The sequence below is a fragment of the Fictibacillus sp. S7 genome (assembly GCF_004127935.1).
Lineage (GTDB): Bacteria > Bacillota > Bacilli > Bacillales > Fictibacillaceae > Fictibacillus_C > Fictibacillus_C enclensis.
This window is the reverse complement of record NZ_QJKL01000001.1, coordinates 696,920-712,547: the sequence shown is the minus strand read 5'-3', so window position 1 is coordinate 712,547 and position 15,628 is coordinate 696,920. Positions and strand designations below refer to the sequence as shown.

Sequence of the window (15,628 nt, the reverse complement as noted above, 5' to 3'; positions counted from 1 at the left end):
ATTTTCTGATTATTTAACCGACCCGGAGGCCAGTCCTCCAACGATATGTTTTTGAAACGCGATAAAAATAATGATGATCGGAATAACACAAACGGTTGCCACCGCCATCAAAGAGTTCCAATCGGTTCCATATTGCCCGACAAAGGTATACAAATGGACCGTTAATGGCCGGACGCTTTTGTCCGTGGTCAAAATTAAAGCAAACAGCAAGTCCCCCCAGGCATGTAAAAAGCAGAAAGATCCAACTGTCAGGAGGCCGGGCTTTGCCAGCGGCAGAACGATTTTCCAAAATGCGGCAAAGCGGTTACATCCATCAATGACCGCTGCTTCTTCAAGCCCTTTTGGAATGGACATGAAAAATGGGCGAAGCACAAGTATGGCAAATGGCATGGAAAGCGTGGCATTGGCAATGATCAAGGATATAAAATGGTTTAATAGATGAAGTTTAGAAAACAAGATAAAGAACGGTAAAGCAAGCATGATGTTCGGAAGCATCTGGACGACCAGCAAAAATCCAATCATCCAGCCCTTTCCTCTCAACTCCAGACGGGCCAGCGCATAGGCGAATGGTGAAGCAAACAGCAAGGTCAATATCATGGAACCTGTTGCGATAATAACACTGTTTAAAAAGAATCTCAGAATCTCGGTATCTTGTATAAAATTTTTCACATAAGCTTGGAACTGTATCTCGTGAGGGATGATCTGTGGAGTGGTAGCCAAAATGCCAGACATCGGTTTTATGGATGTGGTGACCATCCAGTATACAGGGAACAGAAAAATGATGGTCGAAATGACAGCAATGGCCGTCGTAAAATATTTATTGTTGACCTTCGGGAGCGAATTCATTACACATTTTCCTCCTTTCTGACCAGCCATAAATAGACCAGAGCTACAAGTACCAATAAACCGAGCATAATCGTGTTTATGGTGGCGCCAAGGCTAAAATTATAGTTGGTAAATGCCAATTCATAGGAGTAAAACGGCAAGACCGTAGAACTGTTGACTGGTCCCCCGCCGGTCATAATCAATATGATGTCAAAGACTTTGAAGGTGTAAATAATGCCCAATATGAGCAAGGTCAAGATAGTAGGCTTCATAAGCGGAAGGGTGATGAAAAAGAATTGCCGAATCTTTCCTGCTCCATCCACTTTGGCCGCTTCATAGGTTTCCTCAGGCAACGATTGGAGACCGGCCAGCAAAATGATCATATTGAACGGAATCCCGATCCAGATGTTGGCCGTGATGGTGCTGTACAATGAAGTATGATCATTGATCAGCCAATGAATCGGCTGGTCAATCGCTCCCAGCCATAAAAGAAGATGGTTAATGATTCCGTGGTCACCGGCAAACATCCATTTAAATAATGTGCCTGTGATCACCATGGGAATCATCCAGGCAATCAAAATGAGCGCCCTCATTACGTTCCTTCCTGGAAATTTCTTGTTAAAAAACAGAGCAAAGACAAAGCCGATCGTAAATTGGAAAAAGATACAGAGACCTGTGAAGATAACAGAGTTTTTTAGCGACAGAAGAAAAATTTTATCTTTCAGCACCGTCACATAATTTTCCAGACCGACAAAGGACTGTTCCTTTAAAATATTTAAGGCTGTTAAATCCTCAAACGTAATTTTCAAGTTATAGCCGATGGGAAACACCAAAAACAGAAGCAGAAAGACTCCGCCTGGCAGTATGAACAGGTAATTACCCAACGACTTTTTTCGTTTTGCTTTTTTTCTGATTTCCATAGTGACGTTCCGTTGCCAAGAAGTATCCGTTTCTACATTCATGACTCTCACCACCTTTTCTTATTGAGTGATATAGGGTTTGATCTTTTTGGCTGCTTGTTTGACCGCCTGATCAGCGGGCATGTTTCCGGTTAAAACCTCCTGCATCAATTTTTGAATTTCTTCAGAAATGGAAGGATAATATGCCCCGTAAGCTCTGGCTTTGGCAAACTCCATACTGTTGGCAAAGGTTTTTAGTCTGGGATCCTTTTGCCAATAGTCATCCTGGATGTAATCCTTTCGCGGGGGCAAATTCCCTTTTTGAATAAGAATCTTTTTGGCATTTTCTTTCTCCTGCAAAAACATAAGCACATTCCATGCTGCCTCTTTGTGTTTGGACGTACTTGTGATAGCATAATTTTCTCCGCCCAAAATGGTGCTGTTTTCCTTGTATCCTGGAAGCTCCACTACATTCCAATTCAATTTCTTTTCTTTTTCCAAAACAGGAATTTGCCAGGTACCGTTCACCATCATCGCGGTTTTTCCGTTGATGAACTGCAAAGCAACATCCTGCTGGGTTTGTGTTAGAACGCCTTTGGACATAGAGTGACTATCAATCAGTTCCTTCCAGAGGGAAATTGCATCGACGGATCCCTGCGTATTAAAATGAGTCAGGTCAGAACCTGCTTGCCAGACGAATGGCAAAAATTGAAACGTACCTTCCTCCTGACTGATGGCCGATACCGATATGCCATATACATCGTTATGGGTCAATTTCTTAGCTGCGTTTTTAAGCTCGTCCCAGGTTTTTGGAGGCTTTATCCCTGCCTCTTTTAACAGGTCCTCATTATAAAAGAGGGCAAGGTTGTTGCTTCCAAGCGGTATTCCGTAATTTTTCCCTTTATAAACGGTAGATGACAGCGGCCCTTCAAAGTAATTCTTTTCCTGTCCCCATACTTTCACTTTCTTCGTAAGATCTGCCAGAATCCCCGCTTCTGCCAGCATCTGATGGTCAGGGTTGTCAATGATCAAAATATCCGGCAATTCCCCTCCGGCTGCTCCCAAGAGTATCTTCTTTTTCAACTCTCCAAAAGGAACCTCGATTCGTTCGATATGCACATTTGGATGGGCTTTCTCATATGTTTTAATGGCGTTGTTCATTGCGACAGCGGCTTCACTGCCGTAATAGTCCCACCACGTTAATTTAATCTTTCCATCTTGTTTGCCTTCTGCGCTGTCACAAGCGGGTAAAACCAGAATTAAGGCTAATAACATGATAAAAACCGACAGTTTCTTTGCCATTCCATACCCCTCCTTTAGCCTGTAATCAGTTTTGGACCAGGGATAAAGGCAGCTTGACCACCTTGTGAGTAACTGCTGATTCTATGGCGGCGCAGGTGAGCTCATAACTCTTAATATTATCTTCAATAGAAGTGGCTGCCTGATTACCGTAAATAATCGATTGAACAAAATGATCCAGTGACAACGTACGGTCATCATAAGGCAGGTCGACTAAAGGCACATTTCGTGCTTTATTAGTTGAATCATATAAAGTAACTTTATCCTCTATTAGTTCAATGGCACCTTTTTCTCCGACCAACCGAAACTCTCCATTCCACGGGGTTTCCTTTCCTTTTGTCACCCAGCTTCCCGCATAGTTGACATGAACATCATCCTCAAAGGCAATCGTTACATGGGCATTCGGATTCCCCTGAAACCAGCTCCAGGATGGACGGTAGCTTTGTGCGTAAACTTCAATCGGGTTTTTATTTAGCAGGTATCTCATCAGATCGAAATGATGGATCGACATATCCTCCAGGAGGATATGATCATATCGGTCTCTCCAGCCTCCAAAGTGGCTTGCGCGCTGAAAGGAATAATTCATCCATTCCACTTTTCCGATTTCACCCGCATCAAGCAACTGTTTTACCGTTTGGATCGGACGGTTCCACCGGTAATTTTGACTGACTATCAGTTGTTTATGATGGTTCTGTTTAAAATCCAGCAATTCCTTTGCTTCTTCAAGCGTATGTGCAAGTGGCTTTTCCATCATCACGTGAAACCCCTGCTGGATGGCTTTTATCGCCAGCTCTTTATGCGTTTGCGGCGGAGTGACGATCAACACGGCATCCGCCTCGATTTCCCTTAAAGCTTCATCTATAGTTGAGAGCAACATTTCCCCCGGTAAGCCAGTAATCTGTTTTGCTTGCTTCAGGTTTTCCTCCATCATATCTACAACAGCAACAAGCTCAACTTGTTCATACTTCATGGCCACTTCAAGCCATGATTGGCCGAATCCTCCTGAACCAATTTGAATGATACGTATTTTTTCCATATCTCTAGCCTCCTGTTGAATGAATTACCTGGTATTCAGTTTTCTGTTAATGTATTTCCACTCTTCGCATTTATCGTACTGAATGCGCTTTCTTATGGCTATTCACAATCTTATTCATAATTCGCACAATATTACGCAACTCAGACAAAGAAAGCGTTGTCATTCTTCCGTTTACCTGTTATCTTAATAGAAAAATATGAGTGGATTGAGGAGGAATGGTATGACCAGAAGTGATTTAAAGGAAGCAACATATATTCCGGATAAGACATTTCCTATTAATATTTTCTTCATCAATAAGTTTCCTCTTCACTGGCACAATCATATGGAATGGATTTTTATTAAAGAAGGAAAAGTAAAGGTGCAAATAGATGATACATTCGTCCATCTCGAAAAAGGAGAACTTGCCTTTGTGAACCCGAAACAGCTGCATGCCGCAGAGGGGCTGACTGACCATGCTGAAATTGCAGCTATTGTGTTTAATGATGCCCTGCTTCGGAACACGGGCCTCGATTGTACCGAACGCCTTTATCTTTATCCCTATTTCAACAATGAATTAAAGCTTCAAAACTTTTTAAGAAAAGAAGAAGTGTACACGAATGAACTCAGCCGTTCCATTTCTTGCTTGATCACCGAATTTGAAAAGAGCGAGGTCGGTTATGAACTTTTAGTTAAGGCAGAGCTGTTTCGGATTTTCGGTCTTATTTTCCGCTATTATCATCAGCTGAAAGAACAGTCTCCTGCTTTTTCCAAAAAGTCTTATCATCTCACCGGCCTGTTAAAATTCCTGAGAGAACACTATAACCAGGAAATCAGCATTGAAGAAGCTGCGAGGATGGTTAACTTAAGCCCCAATCACTTTTGCAAAGTCTTTAAGAAAATAACGGGAAAAACATTAATTGAATATCTTCATTTGCTTCGAATCAACGAAGCAGAAAAAATGCTGGTGGACACTGACGCTTCGATCACAGAAATTGCAGGGAATGTCGGATTCAGCAGTATTACCTATTTCGGAAGAGTGTTTAAAAAAATTAAAAATGTGCCTCCTTCTGTTATCCGAAAAAAATAAAAGCCAAACAGCAATGGATCACTGTTTGGCTTTTCTGTTGGCTTGATCATAATTCAAATAATTGCATTTCTCTACAGGCAGCACGGCGTTACCTTGATCATCGGTGCACCAGGACTGTGATTGAAAAGCAAGGAACGTTCCTACCCACGAATTCGATTCTTCAAAATAAAGCAGCAAACCGCCATCCTGCCAAGTTCCATTATCTCGTTTCCACTGTCCCACGTTTCCCTGGTTCATATGGATATCATGAATTCCATTCCCAGGGGTAAATCCAAAATACTGATCCGGTTTGTTATTCTCGGGTCCCCAGCGCTGGCCGAAGGCATAAAGGACTGCCTTTTCCTGTTGTGCTTTTTCAATGTAAAAACTTAACTTTTCATTCAGGTCATTATCCGGTCCTTCAACGTCAGCAGGCAACGGAACCATCTTTTTGGGATCAAATAAATTTCCTCGGATAAAATCAAGCGCGATATCCGGATGGTTATTTTTTATATCCATAAATCCAGCTGGTAAGTTCGGCAATGCGGCTAAATCTTCGGATTGAAACTGGTCACTGACTAAATACAATACTTCTGAAGGGTAGGATTGTGACTTAATGTTAACCGCCACACGGTATTTCGTTTGTTCTTCCCCCTCAACAAGGATCTGGTAATGAGGACTGGCATCACTGCCATGCTTGGAATCTAGTACTTTCCCTTTTAACACTCCGTAGTTGTTCAATGACATGTACTTCCCCTCCTTGAACCCATATAATTCGTTGCACGATCTCTAAATCCTTTTTATAAACCAAACAGGAACATTTGTTCTTATTGTAAACCGGGAAAGTTACCGCCGCAAGTGTCCATTGTAGGAATCATAGTAAGTAATCTGTGAATTTCTTCCTACTTATTCCTCCTTAAAAATAAATCTAAAGCAATGGGTTATTTCTCTATGAATCTTCTATAATTATACTGTTATTACCAATTAATAGAAAATAAGGAAAAGAGGTTTTGTCATGGTATCAAAGAAAAAAGCAGGCTCAATGCTGCTTGCTGCTTTTCTTGGCGGCAACTTACTCCTATCCACCCAAGCTGCCAATGCTCAATCATCCCCTCATCAAGCAAAAACATATCCTAAGCAAGAACTTCGTGGAGCCTGGATTGCCAGTGTAACGAACATCGATTGGCCTTCCAAGCCAGGGCTGTCCATCTCACAGCAAAAAGAAGAGTTCAACCGGTACCTGGATGAGCAAAAAGCAATGAACATGAATGCGGTCGTCATGCAAATTAAACCGACTGCGGATGCTTTTTATCCTTCCCAATATGGTCTCTGGTCGAAATATCTGACAGGTGTCCAGGGCAAAGATCCTGGCTATGATCCCCTCTCTTTTATGGTAGAAGAAGCTCACAAGCGTAATATGGAATTTCATGCCTGGTTTAATCCGTACCGCATTACCATGCCATTAGGCAAAACGGCCGATCTGTCAGATCTTGATAAACTGCCAGCCGATCATCCTGCAAGGCTGCATCCCGACTGGGTCGTTCCATATGGCCAGCAGCTGTATTTTAATCCCGGGATTCCGGCTGCACAGAAGTTTATCATTGACGGTATTATAGAAGTGGTAAAAAACTATGACATTGATGCGGTTCATATGGATGACTATTTTTATCCCTATAAAATCGCCGGAGTTCCATTTCCGGATCAAGCCACTTACCAAACATACGGAAGATCACGTTTCTCGAACATTGAAGATTGGCGGCGCGACAATGTAAACCAGCTGGTAAAGCACTTGAATGAAGCGATTAAATCGGAAAAATCCTATGTGAAATTTGGCATCAGCCCGTTTGGTGTTTGGCGCAACAAAGCTGTTGATCCTACAGGCTCTGATACAGCAGCCGGACAAACGAATTACGATGATTTATACGCAGACACAAGAAACTGGATCAACAATGGGTATATTGATTATATTGCTCCGCAAATTTATTGGAACATTGGCCTGCCTGTTGCGGATTATGCCAAGCTTCTCGATTGGTGGGCAAAAGAAGTTAAGGACAAACCGGTCCAGCTGTATGTGGGACAAGCTGATTACAAAATCAATACGATAACGAACGGTGTATCCAACTGGCTGAATCCTGAAGAGATGCCCCATCAGTTGCAACTAAACCGTACGTATGATGAATTCAAAGGAAGCATGCATTTCAGTGCTAAGGATTTACGTAAAAACCCACTGGGCATTGCGGATCGCTTAAAAAATGATATTTACAAATATCCTTCACTCATTCCTTCCATGCCATGGATTGATGATCAAGCTCCAAAGTCACCAAAGATACGCGGAATAAGTTATAGAAATGATACGGTCTCCTTTGTGATTGAAAAGCACAATAAACACAGTGATGCCACTGCCTATGCTGTTTATCGGTTTGAAGGAAAGAAAAAAGGCAGTATTGATGATGCGTCCCACATGCTTATGACTATTTACAGTCCAAAACAAAAGTACTTGTTCACTGATCAAACAGCTGAAGCCGGAAAGACGTATACCTATGTGGTAACGGCACTGGATCGAACCCACAATGAAAGTAAACCTTCCAAAAGTTTTAAAATAAAAACAAATTAAGAAAATAATTTTCAAGGTAAAAAGATACCACTTGTGCTAGAGTGGTATCTTTGATTTTTTTAGTGAATTTTATATTAAAAAATTTAATATTAAAATACGGTACGTGAAATTATTTCATTCGTTAAAAAAAGAGAGTTCTCACTTATGAAGAGGCTCTCTTTTTTCACTATGTTATTTATCTTCTATCATAATGTAAGCCGTGTATGTGGTTGGCAGCAGGCTCACGGAACGGCCAATGCCCATGCTGCTGTATAGCACGACTGTCCCAGTTTCAGCCAGTGTCATTTCACTGAACGTGATTCCTGCGTTTGACCGCTCTGCCAATAGGATGTTCTCATTCCCCATCCCGGCATTCCATTCATAGGACGAAGCTTTTAATGGCCCAGGACCTTTTTTAATCGATCCTTTATCCGAGAACGGCCCCATGGCTGAAGGTGCAAATTTTGAACCAATGTTATAAAGCGCTAATGAAGCTGCGCCAAGGCCAAATGCCTTCATCGCCATTTTTTCGGAGATCGGTGCCCGTCCTTCTCTTTCCACAATGACCTGCCTTGTTTATGCAGCAGTTGATGAAGCGGTATTTTAACTGGACAGGCATCTGTTCAGGTGCACTTCAAACGAAATATTATGAAGCACCGGTATCTTTGTTTGATTAACAGCATACTCATATGAAAGGTTTTTCACCTGAATCAGCGGCTCCGTCATAGGATCCCCCCTTTTCGGATGAAAGTTCTGAAGACTCGGACGCTTGTTTTTTGATCGTAATAACAAGTGCAAAACAAATGAGCAGACAGATACTTAAAAAATACAATCCTGATTTTGTACTGCCGGTGCTATCCTTTAAATAACCGATCATGTAAGGACCAACAAAGCCTCCTAAATTCCCAATCGAGTTAATCAACGCAATCCCCACAGCAGCCGAAGCTTCAGTTAAAAAGAGAGCGGGCAGGGACCAAAACGGTCCAAAAAAACTATAAATGCCAATGGTGGCAATGGAAAGCATGATGATAGAGACATAGGGATTGGAGGTTAAACCAGAACCGATTAATCCGAGCGCGCCAATTAATGGCGGTACGGCCGTATGCACCTTTCGTTCTCCTGTCCTGTCGGAACGCCTCGCCCACAGAATCATGCACAGGCCTCCTGCAATATAGGGAACCATGGATATCAGACCGATCTGTGTGTTGGACAGCAAAGATGAAAAGGATTGGATGATGGTAGGAAGCCAGAAGCCGACACCGTATAACCCGACAACCAGCGTCAAGTAAATAAAGGACAGCCTCCACACTTGAGGGTTGCTGAGCACTTGTTTAGTGGTTAATTGCCCCTCCTTTGACTTTTGCTCATTCTCCCGCTGGATTTCTTGAATGAGCCATTCCTTCTCCTCTTTGTCCAGCCATTTGGCTTCCTGCGGCCGATCAGTCAGGTAAAAGTAGGTTACAACACCAATTAGAATAGCCGGAATCCCTTCCAGAACGAACATCCATCTCCAGCCCGCTAAACCAGCCCATTGGATATGATCCATGATCCAGGTAGAAAGCGGAGCTCCAATGATATTAGAAGCTGCAAGTGCTGTCATAAACAGAGCAAATGCCCGTGCCTGTTCTTTTCCTCTGAACCAGTAGGTGATGTACAATATAATGCCAGGGAAAAAACCGGCTTCCGCCACACCAAGCAAAAAGCGCAATATATACAACTGCCCGGCATTTTGAGCAAATGCGGTAATGATGACAACAACACCCCAGCTAAGCATAATGCGTGCGATCCATTTTCTCGCTCCCACTTTATGCAGCAAAATGTTGCTTGGAATCTCAAATAAAAAATAACCAAGAAAAAAGATTCCTGAGATCAATCCAAAAGTGGAACTGGCAAGCGCCAGATCTTCATTCATGTCCAGCGCTGCATATCCAAGGTTCACCCGGTCAAGAAAAGCGATTATATAGAGCAGAAAAATAAATGGAATAACCCTCCAAAACACTTTTTTTGTGGAGCGTTCTTCCAATGAGATGTTCGGCTGATTCATCTTGTTTCCTCCTTTTCATTGAACGAATTAAACGCCTCTTCCGCCATCAACATTCAACACTTCACCGGTCACAGCTTTGGCGAGATCAGAAGACAGGTATAATGCCGCCTGTGCGATGTCGTGCGGCTGGATCAGCCTCCCCAGGGGAACACTGTCCAAAAAGATTTTTTTCTTGTCTTCTTCTACTTTCTGTGCGTCACCTGGTAAAAACCGGCCCAGCATGGGAGTTTCTGCAGGTCCTGGATTGATCGCATTCACGCGTATGCCATAAGGAGCCAGTTCCAGGGCAAGTGCTTTGGTCAGCATGAGGGCTGCCCCTTTTGACGCACAATAGGCATTTAAACCCGGTCTGGCCCGTTCGCCGGCAATAGACGCGATATTAATGATGACCCCACTTTCCTTTTGCTTCATTAACGGAACAAGGTGACGCGTGGTAAGAAAAATTGATTTTGAATTTACGGCCATAATGTTGTCCCATTCTTCCAACTGAAGTTCTTCGATCGGTGTAAAGAATTGAGGAACACCGGCACAGTTGATGAGGATATGAGCGTCCCCAAACGCTTCTGTCGTCTGCCGAACCATGTCATGAACACTGTCATCCTGTGCGACATTCGTCTGTACGACCAGCACACGTTTCTTTAGTTCCATTTCACTGGCTGTCCTTCTGGCTGCCTCTTCGTTCAAGTCCGCCAGTACAACGTTGGCGCCCTGGCTGCCAAATACTTTGGCGATTTCCTTTCCCATACCAGACCCAGCTCCTGTAACAACCGCCGTTTTCCCTTCCAACAGATTCACATTCATAGGTTCATCACCACCATTCGTTCGTCTGTTAATTCCTGAATGGCATAATGCGGCCCTTCTTTGCCTATTCCGCTATTTTTTATTCCTCCATAGGGCATGACATCATTGCGGTACGTTGAAACATCATTTATAACCACGCCACCATATTGAAGAACTTTTGCAGCCCGCATGGCCAGTTGAAGATCTTTCGTAAAAATCCCGGCCTGCAGCCCGTAATCGGATGTATTCGCTGCTTCAAACGCTTCTTGCACCTCGTCATATGGAACAATACAGACGACTGGTGCAAACACCTCCTGACATATCACTTTCATGTCTGGTTTTGTGTCGACCAGTACTGCCGGATAAAAGAGTGCTCCTTCCCTTTTAATTTCAACGAGAGAGCGTGCTCCCTGGCTGACAGCTTCCCTAACCCATTCTTCTGTACGGATGGCTTCCTTCTCACTGATCATCGGTCCAACATCGGTTTGCTCCTTCTCAGGATCTCCTATGTTCAACTGTTTAACATGTTCCACATATTTTTGTGTGAATTCTTCGAACACCTCTTTTTGGACGTAAAGGCGCTGTACAGCAATACAAGCTTGTCCAGCGTTATGGAAGCTTCGGCTAGCCGTAAGCTGGGCAGCGAGATCCAAATCTGCATCCTTATGGACAATGTTTGGTGAGTTGTTTCCGAGCTCGAGCGCCACAGGGCGCAGTCCGCTTTTTTCCTTGATATGTTTTCCAACTTCCCCAGAACCAGTAAACGTGTACATGGCGATCCGTTCCTCCGCAAGCAGCCACTCTCCTACTTCACTTCCTGCACCAGTAATAATATTGACATAACCTTTTGGAAGTCCGGCCTCTTCCAGCAAATCAACGAGCATGAAAGTCGCAAGCGGGGTAGATGTTGCGGGCTTGATAACAATCGTATTGCCTGCAGCTATCGCAGGGGCCACTTTATGTACGCCAAGCAAGAGTGGATAGTTAAATGGTGTGATGACGCCAATTACTCCTTTTGGAACCCGAATTGTAAAGCCAATACGGTTTTCCGAACCTTCTGTTGCCTGAAGAGGAACCATCTCACCGGCAATCCGCTTCGCCTCTTCTGCAGAAAGTCGAAGTGTATTGATGGTGCGATCCAATTCCCCTTTGGCATCCTTTCTTGTTTTTCCTACTTCCTGAACCAATGAACGTTCGAATTCATCTCTGCGCTTTTCCATAAGATCTGCACTTTTTAAAAGAATGGCATACCGCTGTACCGGAGTAAGGGAATCTTTGTTAAAATTCCTCTGGGCAGCATCTACCGCCTGGATGACATGCTGGCGGCCAGCTTTTGAAATGGACGCAATAACTTCATTTGTATATTTGTTATAGACTGGAATACTCTCTTCAGTTTTGATGTATTGTCCATCAATGTACAACGGCAATTCCTTATTTTGTTCGACTAATGATAAACTTCCCACTCATTTATCCTCCTTTAGTTATGCTGCACGCTTACTTCTTGCATTTTCTTATGAATCGCATGACCAAGCTCAAAGGTTCTATTTTTTCCTCCTAAATCGGGCGTCCTGATGGTACCTTCAATTAAGACCTCCTCAATGGACGAAACAACCAAATGGTTCATCTCTTCAAAACCCAAGTGCTCCATCATCAGGCCAATGCTCCAAATTTGGGCGATTGGATTGGCGATTCCTTTACCAGCGATATCAGGTGCCGATCCGTGTATCGGCTCGAACATGGACGGGAAGGCTTTTTCCGGATTGATATTGCCAGAAGGAGCCATGCCCAGGCCTCCGACAATAGCCGCTCCCAAATCGGTGAGAATATCTCCAAATAAGTTACTTCCAACCACCACATCCAGCTGCTCGGGTCTGGTAATGAAATAAGCTGCAAGGGCATCAATATGATAAATATCGGTTTGAACTGATGGATGCTGCCTGCTGACCTCCTTCACAATTTCATCCCAAAATGGCATGGAATGATTAATTCCGTTCGACTTCGTGGCTGCTGTCAGCCGCTTGGCTTTCCTTTTTTCAGCCAACTGAAAGGCATAGTTGATAACCCGCTCTGTTCCGTAACGAGTAAATACATTGTTTTGCACCGCCATTTCATAAGGGGTATTTTCGTGCAGCCGGCCACCCATGTTTGAATATTCACCTTCTGTGTTTTCCCTTACAACAATAAAATCTAAATCACTGTGGTTCTTGTAACGTAAAGGACTTTCCAATCCCTTCAAAAGCTTGATGGGCCGCAAATTAATATACTGCTGAAAGGTTCGGCGAATCGGCAGAATCAATTCCCATACCGACACATGGTCTGGCACTTCCGGCGTTCCAATGGCTCCTAAAAGAATAACGTCATAATCCCTTAACGTATCCAGTCCATTTTCCGGCATCATTCTATGGTGCTTAAGATAGTAATGGCAGTTCCAATCGAACACATCAATAGAGAAGCGGATTCCACCATGCAATTCCTCGATCTTTCTTAAGGTTTTGAGTCCTTCTTTCATTACTTCAGGACCGATTCCATCTCCCGGAATAGCTGCAATAGAAAAATGCTGCAAAAAATCACCTCTTTTTAAATTTGATGTCTAATGAAAGTATGCAAGTTCCATGCCAATTCCCTTAATTTTGAATATTCTTACTATTTATCGCGTATTTTTACTTTGCCTCCAATAGAGCAGCTACTTATTATGTTTTAAATTGGCACACTTGTATCAAAATGAATCAAATTAGATCATGTTGTTTCATTTTTCGCCATAACGTGGAACGGCCGATTCCCAAAAACCTTGCGGCTTCGGTCTTATTTTCATATTTGCGAAGTGCATCTTGGATCAACTGTCGTTCATTTTCTTTCAGATTCTCTCTCTTTTCTTCTCTGCCTTTTTTGTTAGAGGTCAGCTTTGGATAAAAGACTTCTGCCTTTTGTGCATTCAATGATGTCCCTTGGTCAAGAAGGATTAACCGTTCAATCACATTTCTCAGCTCACGAATGTTTCCTGGCCAGTCATACTGCTTCAAAAGCGGCAAAAAGCCCGGATCAACATCACTCATTTTCCGGCTATGCTGTTCATTAAACTGTTCCATAAAGTGATTTACAAGAAGAGGAATGTCGTCCTTCCGATCTCGAAGAGGAGGAAGGTCAAGAGAGAGTACATTTAAACGATAAAAGAGATCCGTACGAAACTTTTTGCTGCGAAGAGCCTCTTCCATTTCAGTGTTGGTTGCCGCAATAATTCTTACGTTAACAGGAATGGCACGCTGTCCTCCAACTCTCCTTATCGTTTTTTCTTGAAGGACGCGGAGAAGATGAGCTTGAATCTGCAACGGCATCTCTCCCACTTCATCCAGGAACAGTGTCCCCCCATGCGCCAATTCAAACAGCCCTGGCTTTCCTCCTTTTTTCGCGCCTGTAAAACTTCCCTCTTCATACCCAAACAGTTCACTCTCCAGAAGGTGCTCCGGAAAAGCCGCACAATTGACCGCAACAAAAGGACCTATTGCCCGTCTGCTCTGCAGGTGGATTCCTTGTGCGAATAATTCCTTTCCCGTTCCAGATTCTCCAGTGATCAGTACGGTTGCATCGGTTTTGCCAAAAATTCCGGCTTGCTCTTTGGCATTCTGAATTGTTTTTGTTTCTCCGATGATGTCACGCAGTGTGTATTTCGCTTCCAGACCATTTTCATGCAGTCTTTTCCTTAGCTTCATCTCCATTTTTTGAAGGTCGGTGATTTCCTTAATATTTGAAACCGCACCAACGACCGTATTGTCCAGCAAAACAGGATACCGGTTAATAAGGTACTGCTTATCATGAATGGTGGCGATATCTCCTATTTCCTTTTTTCCTGCCTGTAGTACTCTCAACATATCCGAATGGGGAATAAAATCGGTGATATTCCTTCCAATAACATCTGCCTCCAGCCTTAGATATTTTTTTGCGTGGTCGTTGGTCAAGGTTATTTTTCCATTCATGTCGACAGCAATTACCGCATCGTGTGCAGAATGCACAATGGCTTGTACCTGCAGCTTTTCTTTTACAAATTCCTTTGTTACTTCCATTAATTGCAATGCTTGTCGGACTGCAGCCATCAATGTGCCTGTTGCAGGATTTACAAAAACCACATTCTCTTTCTTCCAGTGTGGGAACGTTGCTTGCTTATGCCAAGCGGGAATAAAAAGGGATGCCTGTAATTTTACTGCATTATTCATTTCGTGTTCACTACTGAAAACAGGAAAGAAGGGTTCATCTATGAATTGTGATTCCATTTCCAGCCATTCCTTTTCTTTTGGAGACACGAAAAGAACGGTAGGTTCTTTATGAGCTTGAGTCCTCATTTCTGCTTCAAGAAAATCCTGCCTTTGCAATGAAAGGGGAATAATTGGCACATTCAAGGACTGAATTTCGTCGACAAAAGGTAATGGTGCGATTACAACAAAAGGATTCATTGATTGATCAATCACAGCTTTTTTGGAATGAAAGCAAGAGGGACTTATCCCTTGCAGATGAAAAAGCCGAATAAGCGACGACTCCAGCATTTCGTTACATTTATATAGGGCAATCACTGGTAAACACTCCTTTCATTATTAGCACTCTATCATTCTTTTATAAAAAAAGAGCCCGTTGTTGGGCCCTTATTCATGTATGTCTATTTACCTCTTTTTTTATACAGCGGGATAATGCTTCGAACCTCTTTATTTCTCAGCCATAATCCTCCCCAGGCCAGTATCCCAACATAAACAGGGAAAAGTGTGTAAGAAAACAATGGATTGTCGAGCCGGAGATGAGTGGCGGCAGCGCCTCCAAAATACCCGGTCAGCAGGATCGCACCCAGTACAGCTGTTTTTGGATAAAGATAAAGCAGAACCGAAATAAGGCCAAGAAGTCCAATGGCCACGACATGATGCTCTGCAAAACCCAGTTCGGTGCTCCCATCCACAGCTGCTCGTGCTTTAAACAGTTTGGAAATGCTGTCAAAAAGCAGGAAAAGAACAACCAGCCCGCTCATGATCCGCCCTGTCCACGTGATTCCTTTCGAACCAACCGCCATATTATGTCCCCCTTTAACACCCCTTTTCCCATCACTTTATTCACTCGCAGCCTGTCTAAA

The 15,628-nt window shown here is 43.2% G+C and carries 13 protein-coding genes and 2 pseudogenes; 2 read left to right on the top strand and 13 right to left on the bottom strand.

Annotated elements, in window-relative coordinates:
• Window positions 1-9: 9 nt before the first annotated feature.
• The 4 genes from DMO16_RS03665 to DMO16_RS03650 are packed head-to-tail and all read right to left on the bottom strand — an operon-like array spanning window position 10 to window position 4,059.
• A complete protein-coding gene (locus DMO16_RS03665) occupies window positions 10-846 on the bottom strand; it encodes a carbohydrate ABC transporter permease (protein ID WP_061970347.1) in 837 nt (278 codons plus the stop codon).
• Window positions 846-1,787: a carbohydrate ABC transporter permease gene (locus tag DMO16_RS03660; protein WP_241840440.1), complete on the bottom strand. Its 942-nt coding sequence runs from the start codon at window positions 1,785-1,787 to the stop codon at window positions 846-848. Before DMO16_RS03660 ends, DMO16_RS03665 begins: the two co-directional genes overlap by 1 nt.
• 18 nt (window positions 1,788-1,805) lie before the next feature.
• The gene (locus DMO16_RS03655; RefSeq protein ID WP_129475401.1) at window positions 1,806-3,026 is read right to left on the bottom strand and encodes an ABC transporter substrate-binding protein; all 1,221 of its coding nucleotides are present in this window, start codon (window positions 3,024-3,026) and stop codon (window positions 1,806-1,808) included.
• 25 nt (window positions 3,027-3,051) lie between these two features.
• Window positions 3,052-4,059 (bottom strand): Gfo/Idh/MocA family protein, encoded by a 1,008-nt coding sequence (locus DMO16_RS03650; protein ID WP_061970350.1) that lies wholly within the window; start codon window positions 4,057-4,059, stop codon window positions 3,052-3,054.
• 220 nt (window positions 4,060-4,279) lie between these two features.
• On the opposite strand from DMO16_RS03650, the gene DMO16_RS03645 reads away from it, so the two are divergent.
• Window positions 4,280-5,125, top strand: coding sequence for an AraC family transcriptional regulator (locus tag DMO16_RS03645; protein ID WP_061970352.1), 846 nt, complete (start codon window positions 4,280-4,282; stop codon window positions 5,123-5,125).
• An 18-nt stretch (window positions 5,126-5,143) separates the two neighbouring features.
• Here DMO16_RS03645 and DMO16_RS03640 read toward each other — a convergent pair whose 3' ends face one another.
• Window positions 5,144-5,851 carry a YukJ family protein gene (locus DMO16_RS03640; RefSeq protein WP_061970354.1) on the bottom strand — a complete coding sequence of 236 codons (708 nt, stop codon included), beginning with the start codon at window positions 5,849-5,851 and terminating at the stop codon, window positions 5,144-5,146.
• Window positions 5,852-6,119: 268 nt separating this feature from the next.
• On the opposite strand from DMO16_RS03640, the gene DMO16_RS03635 reads away from it, so the two are divergent.
• Window positions 6,120-7,718, top strand: a complete 1,599-nt coding sequence (locus DMO16_RS03635; RefSeq protein ID WP_241840439.1) for a glycoside hydrolase family 10 protein — start codon at window positions 6,120-6,122, stop codon at window positions 7,716-7,718.
• Window positions 7,719-7,907: 189 nt separating this feature from the next.
• On the opposite strand, the pseudogene DMO16_RS24765 reads toward DMO16_RS03635, so the two are convergent.
• From DMO16_RS24765 to DMO16_RS03600, 8 genes and pseudogenes are all read right to left on the bottom strand, one after another.
• Window positions 7,908-8,081: pseudogene (locus tag DMO16_RS24765) on the bottom strand (LUD domain-containing protein); the annotation flags it as partial.
• A 6-nt stretch (window positions 8,082-8,087) separates the two neighbouring features.
• A pseudogene (locus DMO16_RS24760) lies at window positions 8,088-8,320 on the bottom strand (lactate utilisation protein LutB domain-containing protein); the annotation flags it as partial.
• A 62-nt stretch (window positions 8,321-8,382) separates the two neighbouring features.
• On the bottom strand, window positions 8,383-9,741 hold the full coding sequence (locus DMO16_RS03625; RefSeq protein WP_129475399.1) for an MFS transporter: 1,359 nt from the start codon (window positions 9,739-9,741) through the stop codon (window positions 8,383-8,385).
• Between the two features lie 27 nt (window positions 9,742-9,768).
• Entirely contained in the window at window positions 9,769-10,542 is a 774-nt protein-coding gene (locus DMO16_RS03620) for an SDR family oxidoreductase (RefSeq protein WP_129475397.1), read from the bottom strand.
• Window positions 10,539-11,984, bottom strand: coding sequence for an aldehyde dehydrogenase family protein (locus tag DMO16_RS03615; RefSeq protein WP_241840438.1), 1,446 nt, complete (start codon window positions 11,982-11,984; stop codon window positions 10,539-10,541). The genes DMO16_RS03620 and DMO16_RS03615 overlap by 4 nt, the downstream gene beginning before the upstream one ends.
• Before the next feature lie 14 nt (window positions 11,985-11,998).
• Complete coding sequence (locus DMO16_RS03610) at window positions 11,999-13,084, bottom strand: tartrate dehydrogenase (protein ID WP_129475394.1); 1,086 nt, start codon at window positions 13,082-13,084, stop codon at window positions 11,999-12,001.
• 163 nt (window positions 13,085-13,247) lie between these two features.
• On the bottom strand, window positions 13,248-14,981 hold the full coding sequence (locus tag DMO16_RS03605) for a sigma-54 interaction domain-containing protein (RefSeq protein WP_241840436.1): 1,734 nt from the start codon (window positions 14,979-14,981) through the stop codon (window positions 13,248-13,250).
• A 185-nt stretch (window positions 14,982-15,166) separates the two neighbouring features.
• The gene (locus DMO16_RS03600) at window positions 15,167-15,568 is read right to left on the bottom strand and encodes a DoxX family protein (protein ID WP_129475392.1); all 402 of its coding nucleotides are present in this window, start codon (window positions 15,566-15,568) and stop codon (window positions 15,167-15,169) included.
• Window positions 15,569-15,628: the final 60 nt, after the last annotated feature.

Excerpts from the sequence above, each read along its gene's own strand:
- DMO16_RS03620 (WP_129475397.1), bottom strand. The coding sequence starts at position 10,542 with ATGAATGTGAATCTGTTGGAAGGGAAAACGGCGGTTGTTACAGGAGCT.
- DMO16_RS03640 (WP_061970354.1), bottom strand. The coding sequence starts at position 5,851 with ATGTCATTGAACAACTACGGAGTGTTAAAAGGGAAAGTACTAGATTCC.
- DMO16_RS03600 (WP_129475392.1), bottom strand. The coding sequence starts at position 15,568 with ATGGCGGTTGGTTCGAAAGGAATCACGTGGACAGGGCGGATCATGAGC.
- DMO16_RS03665 (WP_061970347.1), bottom strand. The coding sequence starts at position 846 with ATGAATTCGCTCCCGAAGGTCAACAATAAATATTTTACGACGGCCATT.
- DMO16_RS03655 (WP_129475401.1), bottom strand. The coding sequence starts at position 3,026 with ATGGCAAAGAAACTGTCGGTTTTTATCATGTTATTAGCCTTAATTCTG.
- DMO16_RS03625 (WP_129475399.1), bottom strand. The coding sequence starts at position 9,741 with ATGAATCAGCCGAACATCTCATTGGAAGAACGCTCCACAAAAAAAGTG.
- DMO16_RS03650 (WP_061970350.1), bottom strand. The coding sequence starts at position 4,059 with ATGGAAAAAATACGTATCATTCAAATTGGTTCAGGAGGATTCGGCCAA.
- DMO16_RS03660 (WP_241840440.1), bottom strand. The coding sequence starts at position 1,787 with ATGAATGTAGAAACGGATACTTCTTGGCAACGGAACGTCACTATGGAA.
- DMO16_RS03645 (WP_061970352.1), top strand. The coding sequence starts at position 4,280 with ATGACCAGAAGTGATTTAAAGGAAGCAACATATATTCCGGATAAGACA.
- DMO16_RS03635 (WP_241840439.1), top strand. The coding sequence starts at position 6,120 with ATGGTATCAAAGAAAAAAGCAGGCTCAATGCTGCTTGCTGCTTTTCTT.